Origin of the sequence: Mesorhizobium sp. M7A.F.Ca.US.006.04.2.1 (assembly GCF_004022915.1) — a bacterium.
GTDB lineage: Bacteria > Pseudomonadota > Alphaproteobacteria > Rhizobiales > Rhizobiaceae > Mesorhizobium > Mesorhizobium ciceri.
On record NZ_RZQA01000255.1, the window covers coordinates 1 to 7,425 of the forward strand.

A 7,425-nucleotide genomic window follows, 5' to 3' on the forward strand; every position below is an offset into this window, starting at 1 on the left:
GTTGAAGATCGACAGCAGGCCGACGAAGCCGGCGGCAGCGGCAGGCGTGATGCGTCCCGGAAACATCTCCTGGCTCATCGCCGAGGCCTGGCCGAGCACGCCGATCCCTGCCGTCACATTAAGGCACAGCACGCCCCACAGCAGCCAGAACTGCGGCGTCTTCAACGCATCGTCGAGATGGACATTGGACGTCGTCACCATCGCATTCTGTGCCGCCGGCGGCGTCCATCCGGCAGGCCTCCAGCCCTCCGGCGGCACCCTGACGATAACGGCGCCGATCAGCATGAAGACGAAATAGACGATGCCCAGCACCAGGAAGGTTTCGGCGACGCCGATGTGCTCAGGCGTCGAAAACAGCTTCATCAGATAAACCGACAGCGGCGAGGCGATGAAGGCGCCGCCGCCGAAGCCCATGATCGCCATGCCGGTTGCCATGCCCGGCCGGTCCGGAAACCAGGTGATCAGCGTCTTGACCGGCGAGATATAGCCGAGGCCGAGACCGATGCCGCCCAGCACGCCGTAGCCGAGATAGATGATCCACAATTGGTGCAGATAGACGCCGAGCGCCGAGACAATGAAGCCGCCGCCGAAACAACAGGCAGAAGCGACCATGGCTTTGCGCGGACCGACGCGATCCAGCCAGCCGCCGCCGAACGCCGCCGCAATGCCCAGGAACAGGATCGCGATCGAGAAAATCCAGCCGAGGCCGGTCAATTTCCAGTCGTCGGGCGCCGAGTCGGTGATGCCGATCAGCTTAGACATCGGCAAGTTGAAAACGCTGAACGCATAGGCCTGGCCGATGCAAAGGTGGATGCAGAGCGCCGCCGGCGGCACCATCCACCTGCTGAAGCCAGGCTCGGCGACGGTGCGTGAGCGGTCGAGCCAGCCGCCCGCCCTTTCCCCGGTCGTATCCATTCCATCCTCCCAGATGCGTCTTCGAACCATCTTCTCAGATGTGTCCTGCGAACAAACTAGGCGGGTAAGCCGGCGAGGCAATAAGGAATGCCTGCCATAAGACCAATGTCTAATGAGACTGGCCCAGATCGGAAAGCAGGTCATTGCTTTCCCGAAAGTTAGATTAGAAACAATTAATGGATCGTCTGCTTACGAAGCACGATCCCTCCACCTGCACTCACGATCATCTGGCCGGGCACGACGGCATTCACCAGTTGCGGTTGAGCCATTCGCGCGCCGGGCGCTCTATGAGGTAGTAGCTGCAGGCCGCGCAAGCGAAGACCGCGGCCAGCATCGGTATCGGCGCGCTGCCTTGCTCATAGACGAATTTGTAGAACGGCTGCTGCCATAAATAGAGCGAGTACGACCACAGCCCCAGCGTCGCCATCGGCCAGGACGACAGCAATCCGGAAAAATACCGTGGGCTGAAATCGAGTGCGTTGACGGCCAGAGCCAGCAGCGGCACCGCGAAGAGATAGTGCATCGGCGTCGGCACCCGATCCAGGAACAGGACAACGGCACAGACCGTTGCCACCAGGGCCACATGCTTGCCTCTCAAAAACGCCGGCAGCCTGCCGTCGGCCTTGAGCAGGCAGATCGAAGCCGACAGGAGGATCGACGCGATGTGCACATCCGTGCGCCAATAAGTGGTTTCGTAGTCCATCCCCAAGACCCAGTACGAAACCGCGCCATTGGCCATGGCCAGCAAGGCCAGCGCCAGGAGCAGCACGACCACGCGAGAGCGACTTGAGACGATGACGCTGATCAGCGCCAGGATGATGTAGGCGTGCTCCTCGATGCAGAGCGACCAGATATGGTCGAGCGCCCCTGCCCGAGCCACGAGAATGCCGGCATAATTGTAGGTGAATGTCAGCGCCGTCAGCGCGGCCTTCCATTTGAAGGCGAGGAACGTGCCGGAGAGCGCGATCATCGCGACGACTACGAAGACCAGAAGAGCCGGATAGATGCGGGAGAAGCGGCGTTTGAAGAATTTTTTCAGCGGGTAGCGTTCGATGAACAGGATCTCGCCCATCAGCCGGCCGCTGAGCACGAAGAAGAATTCGACGCCCAGCACGCCAAGATTGATTCCCGGAACCGGAAAGAAATGGCCGATCAGAACCAGCGCGATCGAAAGCCCGCGCCAGCCGTCGAGATAGGCCAGTCTTGTTCTGGTTGATCTGTCGGCGGCGGATCGGGACGGAACGACATGCGTCGCGGAAATGTCGGTCATGCCGATCCTCTCGCAATAGGTATGCGAAGGGTACGACGGTACATTTCGAACCCAGCTCGCATTCCCGCCCAGTCCATATTGCAGTGCAATATGAATTTGTGCAAGTGCGAGATTGCTGCCGGATCAGGTCCGGCCTCCGGCTCGGCGGGGATTTGCTTCAAGCAGTGCGGCAGCGATTCCATCAGCAACTGAACGGATGCAGGCCGCCGCACGAGAAAAGGGGCCACGGAGGCCCCCTTTCCTTGTCTGCGACCGATCGTATTAGAAACTGTTTCGAAACTCGCCCTGGCGAGTCATATGGTGGTGGTTTCGAGAACCGGAGCGGAGCGTACTTTTGGTACGTGAGCACCGGAAGCACAGAAAACGCCATCAGATGGCCGCCGGAGTAGAGTTTCCAAACAGTTTCTCAGGCGTTGGCTGCCGCAACCGCGCGCTTGGCCATCACCGCGATCAGATTGGCGCGATAATCGGCCGAGGCATGGATGTCGGTCATCAGATTCTTCGCCGGCACTTTCACACCTTCCAGTGCCGAGGCCGCGAAATTCTTGGCCAATGCTGCCTCGATCTCCTTCGAGCGGAAGACGCCGTCATCGCCGGCTCCAGTGACGGCGACGCTGACGCCATCCTTGCCCTTGGCAACGAACACGCCGACGATGGCGTAGCGCGATGCCGGATTGCGGAACTTTTCATAGGCCGCCTTGGCCGGCGCGGTGAAGGTGACGGCGGTGACGATCTCGCCTTCCTTCAACGAGGTCTCGAACAGACCCTTGAAGAACTTGTCGGCATCGATCTCGCGCTTGTTGGTGATAATGGTGGCGCCCAGCGCCAGCAGCGCCGCCGGATAATCGGCCGCCGGGTCGTTGTTGGCGATCGAGCCGCCGATCGTCCCCTTATGGCGCACCGCCGGATCGCCGATCAGTGACGCCAGATGGGCAAGCGCCGGACAGGCCTTCTTCAGCTTCTCGTCATTGGCAACGGCGTGATGCGTGGTGGCGGCGCCGATGGTGACGGTCTTGCCCGACACCTTGACGCCCTGCAGCTCCGCGATCCGCGACAGGTCGACAAGGTCGGACGGCGCGGCAAGCCGCGTCTTCATCGCCGGGATCAGCGTCATACCGCCCGAAAGCAGCTTGGCGTCGCCTGTCTTGACCAGCTTGGCAGCATCGGCGACCGAGGCGGCGCGGTGATAGTTGACTGCGTACATGGAATTCTCCCTTGGGTGAATGGGCGAATAGGGAGTAGCGAATAGCGAATAGGATCTATCCAGTCGCACCGCCTTCTCTTCCCTATTCGCTACTCCCTATTCGCTATTCGCTTTCAGTGTTTCGTCGCGCGGATCGCGGCCCAGACGGTGGACGGCGAAGCCGGCATGGCAAGATCGTTGCTGCCGATGGCGTCGGTGAGGGCGTTGATCACCGCCGGCGGCGAGCCGATGGCGCCGGCCTCGCCGCAGCCCTTGATCCCCAACGGATTGCCCGGGCATGGCGTGTTCGAGGTCGAGACCTTGAACGACGGCAGATCGCCGGCGCGCGGCATGGTGTAGTCCATGTAGCTCGCGGTCAAAAGCTGGCCGCTATTGTCATAATGGGCGCCTTCGAGCAGCGCCTGGCCGATGCCTTGCGCCAGCCCGCCATGCACCTGGCCCTCGACGATCATCGGGTTGATGATGTTGCCGAAATCGTCGGCAGCGACGAACTGGACGATCTCGGTGACGCCGGTTTCCGGGTCGACCTCGACCTCGCAGATATAGCAGCCCGCCGGGAAGGTGAAATTCGACGGATCGTAGAACGCCGTCTCCTTCAGCCCGGGCTCCATGCCGCCCGGCAGGTTGTGGGCAGTGTAGGCGGCCAGCGCCATCTGGAACCACGGCACGTTCTTGTCGGTGCCGGCGACCTTCAGCGCGCCATTCTCGATGACGATGTCGCCTTCGTCGGCTTCGAGCAGGTGTGCCGCGATCTTCTTGGCCTTGGCCTCGACCTTGTCGAGGGCCTTGACGATGGCCGACATGCCGACTGCACCCGAGCGCGAGCCATAGGTGCCCATGCCCATCTGCACCTTGTCGGTGTCGCCATGCACGATCGAGACCGAATCGAGCGGCACGCCGAAGCGCTCGTTGACCAGTTGCGCGAAGGTCGTCTCATGGCCCTGGCCGTGGCTGTGCGAGCCAGTCAGCACCTCGATCGTGCCGACCGCGTTGACGCGCACTTCCGCTGATTCCCAAAGGCCGACACCGGCGCCGAGCGAGCCGACGGCAGCAGACGGCGCGATGCCGCAGGCTTCGATGTAGCAGCTCATGCCAATGCCGCGCAGCAGCCCCTTCTTGGCGGCGGCGGCCTTGCGCTTGGCAAAGCCGGCATAATCCGACGCCTTCATTGCCGCATCGAGCGAAGCGGCATAGTCGCCGGCGTCATAGCACATGATGACCGGCGTCTGATGCGGAAACGCTGTGACGAAGTTCTTGCGCCGCAGCTCGGCCGGCGAGACGCCGAACTGGCGGGCCGCCGTCTCCATCATGCGCTCCATGACGAAGGTCGCTTCCGGCCGCCCTGCCCCGCGATACGCATCGACGGGCGCGGTGTTGGTATAGATCGCCTTCACATTGGCATGGATGGCCGGGATATTGTACTGGCCCGACAGCAGCGTCGCATAGAGGTAGGTCGGCGTCGCCGACGAAAACAGCGACATATAGGCGCCGAGATTGGCCTGGGTTTCGACCTTCAGGCCGAGGATCCTGTGGTCCTTGTCGAAGGCCATTTCAGCATGGGTGTGATGGTCGCGGCCATGCGCGTCGGTCAGAAAACTCTCGGTCCGGTCAGCCACCCATTTGACCGGCACCCCGGTCTTCTTCGACGCCCACAGGCAGACGATCTCTTCGGGATAGATGTAGATCTTCGAGCCGAAACCGCCGCCGACATCGGGCGCAATCACGCGCAGCTTGTTTTCCGGCGCGACATTGTAGAAGGCGCTCATCACCAGCCGCGCCACATGCGGGTTCTGCGAGGTCGTCCAGCAGGTGTAGTGATCCTCGGCCTTGTCGTAATGGCCAAGTGCGGCGCGCGGCTCCATGGCGTTAGGCACCAGCCGGTTGTTGATGATGTCCATCTTGACCACATGGGCTGCCTTCCCGAAGGCCGCTTCCGTGTCGTCGGCATTGCCGATGTCCCAGTCGAAGATCAGATTGTTGTCCGCTTCGGGGTGGATCTGCGGCGCACCCTTGTCCATCGCCTTGGAGGCGTCGACGACGGCCTTCAACTCCTTGTAGGTGATCTCGACCGCCTCGGCGGCGTCACGCGCTTGCCCCTTGGTCTCGGCGACGACAATGACGACGGCGTCACCGACATAACGGACCCGGTCGAAGGCGAGTGGCGACCATGCCCCCATCTTCATCGGCGAGCCGTCCTTGGAGTGGATCATCCAGCCGCAGATGAGATTGCCGATGCCATCGGCCTTGAGTTCCTTGCCGGTCAGCACGCCGATGACGCCGGGCATGCCTTGGGCCTTCTTCACATCGATCTTCTTGATCTGCGCATGCGCGTGCGGACTGCGCACGAAGGCGGCGTGCTTCATGCCGGGAACCACCATGTCGTCGACATAGCGGCCGGCGCCCGTGATGAATCGTTTGTCTTCCTTGCGCGCGACCCGAGCGCCAACACCTTCAATGCCCATCAGAAATTCCTCCCGAGATTGTAGGGGAGTAGGTGAGTAGGGCAGTACGGCAGTAGGGAAAAATTGGCTCCGATTCCCTACTGCCCTACTGCCTTATTGCCCTACTGCCTCGTTCAAGCCGCTTGTTTCGCCTTACCCTTCGACCCCTTCATCGTCGTCGATGCGGCGAGGATCGCCTTGACGATGTTGTGGTAGCCGGTGCAGCGGCAGATGTTGCCGTCGAGCTCGGCACGCACCGTCGCCTCGTCGAGCCCTTCGGGGTGGCGGCCGATCATGTCGGTCGCCGTCATGATCATGCCCGGCGTGCAGAAGCCGCACTGCAGCCCGTGATGTTCCTTGAAGGCGGCCTGCACCGGATGCAGGTCGGCGCCATTTGCCAGGCCCTCGATCGTCAACACGGTCGAGCCGGAGGCCTGCACCGCGAGCATCGTACAGGATTTGACCGCCTTGCCGTCGACGTGGACGACGCAGGCACCGCATTGCGAGGTGTCGCAACCGACATGCGTGCCGGTAAGGCCGAGATTTTCCCGCAGGAAGTGAACCAGAAGTGTTCGGTCCTCGGCAGCACCGCTGACCCGCTTTCCGTTCACCATCAACGAAACGTCCGACATGGTCCCTCCCTGGGTATCAACCTTGGTCATCACGTTGCCAACGCGGCGTTGGCGCATCGGCCATGCGTTATTGGTACACCGCACATCGGACAAAAAACAGCACGTCGCAAACGCGGCACATTGTACTTTCGGTCATGGCCGCGCCCAAACATGCGGTGCCGGTGGCCCCATTGCCAAACCGCCGATTGAAGGCAACAATGTCGGTCGACGCCCGCGCGCCAGAAGCATTTAAAACAGCCGCGCACAAAAAAGCGTCGGAGGAAATGCGGAGAACATCGCTGGCCAATTCACAGACGCGCTATGCATGCGGCCTGTCGGCGCTCACCACGGACGAGCCCGACATGGAGGCGTTCGCCAGGGCGATCGCACTGGAAGCAGCCGCCATCGACGCGGGCTTTGCCCTGCTGTTCTTTTCCCAGAGCCTGGTCGAAGCCAGCGCCCTTTCCCAGGCGCTCATGACCCACGCGCCGGCGCTCCACCACGCCGGCTGCTCGACTGCCGGCGAGATCACGCCGCAAGGTCTCGAGGATGGTCATGTGCTGGCCATGCTGCTTCCGTCCACCGCGTTTACCGCCGTCAGCGTGATGGTCGAAAATCTGTCCTCGTCGGGTATGGACAGGATCACCGGCGAGGTCGAGACCCTGCGGCGATCGCTGCGCGCGCGCCTCGGTTGCGATCGGACCAAAGGCACTTTCGCGCTCTGCTTCATCGACGGGCTCTCCTATGCCGAAGAAGCGGTGAGTTCAGCCATCCACTGGGGTCTCGATGACATTCCGCTGCTTGGCGGCTCCGCCGGCGACGATCTGAAATTCGAGACGACGCGCCTGATCTCGAACGGCAAGGTCACCTCCGACAGCGCCATCATCGTGCTGATATCGACCGAAATTCCCTTCCATGTCTTCAAGACCGACAATTTCGTTCCCACCGATGAGAAACTGGTGGTGACGGCTTCCGATCCAGATC

At 61.9% G+C, this 7,425-nt stretch carries 6 protein-coding genes; 1 reads left to right on the forward strand and 5 read right to left on the reverse strand.

Features of this window, described 5'->3' with window-relative positions:
• The 5 genes from EN925_RS15580 to EN925_RS15600 form a co-directional block, all read right to left on the reverse strand.
• The coding region (locus EN925_RS15580; protein ID WP_128336676.1) for an OFA family MFS transporter at window positions 1-915 on the reverse strand (915 nt) is incomplete at its 3' end.
• Window positions 916-1,162: 247 nt separating this feature from the next.
• Window positions 1,163-2,185 (reverse strand): acyltransferase, encoded by a 1,023-nt coding sequence (locus EN925_RS15585; protein ID WP_013531268.1) that lies wholly within the window; start codon window positions 2,183-2,185, stop codon window positions 1,163-1,165.
• 406 nt (window positions 2,186-2,591) lie between these two features.
• Entirely contained in the window at window positions 2,592-3,389 is a 798-nt protein-coding gene (locus EN925_RS15590; RefSeq protein WP_127369313.1) for a xanthine dehydrogenase family protein subunit M, read from the reverse strand.
• Window positions 3,390-3,502: 113 nt separating this feature from the next.
• Window positions 3,503-5,851 carry a xanthine dehydrogenase family protein molybdopterin-binding subunit gene (locus EN925_RS15595; protein WP_013531266.1) on the reverse strand — a complete coding sequence of 783 codons (2,349 nt, stop codon included), beginning with the start codon at window positions 5,849-5,851 and terminating at the stop codon, window positions 3,503-3,505.
• A 113-nt stretch (window positions 5,852-5,964) separates the two neighbouring features.
• Window positions 5,965-6,462, reverse strand: a complete 498-nt coding sequence (locus tag EN925_RS15600; protein ID WP_013531265.1) for a (2Fe-2S)-binding protein — start codon at window positions 6,460-6,462, stop codon at window positions 5,965-5,967.
• 263 nt (window positions 6,463-6,725) lie between these two features.
• Here EN925_RS15600 and EN925_RS15605 point away from each other — a divergent pair.
• Window positions 6,726-7,425: FIST N-terminal domain-containing protein (locus tag EN925_RS15605; protein WP_281040647.1), on the forward strand; the 700-nt coding region annotated here is incomplete at its 3' end.